A 1,141-nucleotide genomic window follows, 5' to 3' on the forward strand; every position below is an offset into this window, starting at 1 on the left:
CGGCTCCGTGCGAGCGACCCTCGACCACGCCGCCGTCCGGCTTCGCGCGGAGGCCGATGCTGCGGCCACCGCCCGCGCCGAGCGCGCCTCCGTGCTGGTGGCGGGACCGCTCGGCCTGTGCTTTCTGCCCGCCTTCGTCTGTCTGGGAGTCCTGCCCGTCGTGGTGGGGCTGGCCGACGACATGCTGCCGGGGATCGGGCTGTGACCCCGCCGCCGGCACCACGGATTCCGGGGCGGAAATCGCCGTCCCGGTCACCAATGAAGGAGAACACCGATGACCATCGACTGCACCACCACGAGCGCGGTCCGGACCGCGATCGGCACCGCCTCGCTCATCGCCGAACAGGAGGGAGAGTCGCCGGACGAGGCCGAGCAGGAAACGGGGGAGCTCGGCGAGGCCGGCGGGGAAGAAGAAGCCACGGTCGACGTCGAGCAGGAGGACGCACCACTAGTCGATGCTGAGCCGGATGACACTGAGCCGGATGACACTGAGCCGGATGACGCGGAGCCGGAGTACGCGGATATCGACGACGCGGAGTTGGTCGACATGGATTCGGACGACGAGGAGCCAATCGACGAGGAGCCTGACGATGCAGAGCCGGTCGTGACGCAGCCGACGGAAGCACGGCGGGGCGGCCCGCTCCGAATCCTGGCTCGGACGCTACTCGGACGCCGTTTATCGGCATTTGCCAGCGCAGATGCTGGCATGAGCACGGTCGAATACGCCGTGGGGACGATTGCGGCCGCGGCCTTCGGAGCAGTTCTTTACACGGTGGTCAGCGGCGACTCGATACCCGACGCGCTCGGCGGGATCATCGAGCAGGCCCTCAACACCTCCGTCTGATGACGTCGCGGCGACCTCGCGGGGCGGCGGACAGTGAGCGCGGTTCGGTGACCGTCGAGGCGGCACTGGGCATCGCGTCTCTCATCACCGTGGTGGCGATCGCCGCCGCCGGGGTCGCCGCGGCGTTGACCCAGATCCGGGTGGTGGATTCCGCGCGTGAGGCCGCGCGGGTCGCCGCGTCGTCCGGGGCTGATCAGGGGCGTTCGGCCGGACAGGAGGCTGCGCCGGGCGCGTCGGTGTCGGTGAGTACCGGCGGCGGTCAGGTCACCGCGGTGGTGGTGGCGCCGGCGCGTGGCC

General features: G+C 70.6%; 2 protein-coding genes and 1 pseudogene. All 3 read left to right on the forward strand.

What is annotated here, in order from left to right; all coding sequences use genetic code 11:
- A pseudogene (locus G6016_RS16585) lies at window positions 1-205 on the forward strand (type II secretion system F family protein); the annotation flags it as partial.
- 441 nt (window positions 206-646) lie between these two features.
- A complete protein-coding gene (locus tag G6016_RS16590; RefSeq protein ID WP_182633698.1) occupies window positions 647-844 on the forward strand; it encodes a DUF4244 domain-containing protein in 198 nt (65 codons plus the stop codon).
- Window positions 844-1,141, forward strand: a 298-nt coding sequence (locus G6016_RS16595; RefSeq protein WP_182633697.1) for a TadE family type IV pilus minor pilin, incomplete at its 3' end; no start/stop codon positions are given. The genes G6016_RS16590 and G6016_RS16595, both read left to right, overlap by 1 nt.

The sequence above is a fragment of the Dietzia aerolata genome (genome assembly GCF_014144865.1).
Taxonomy (GTDB): domain Bacteria; phylum Actinomycetota; class Actinomycetes; order Mycobacteriales; family Mycobacteriaceae; genus Dietzia; species Dietzia aerolata.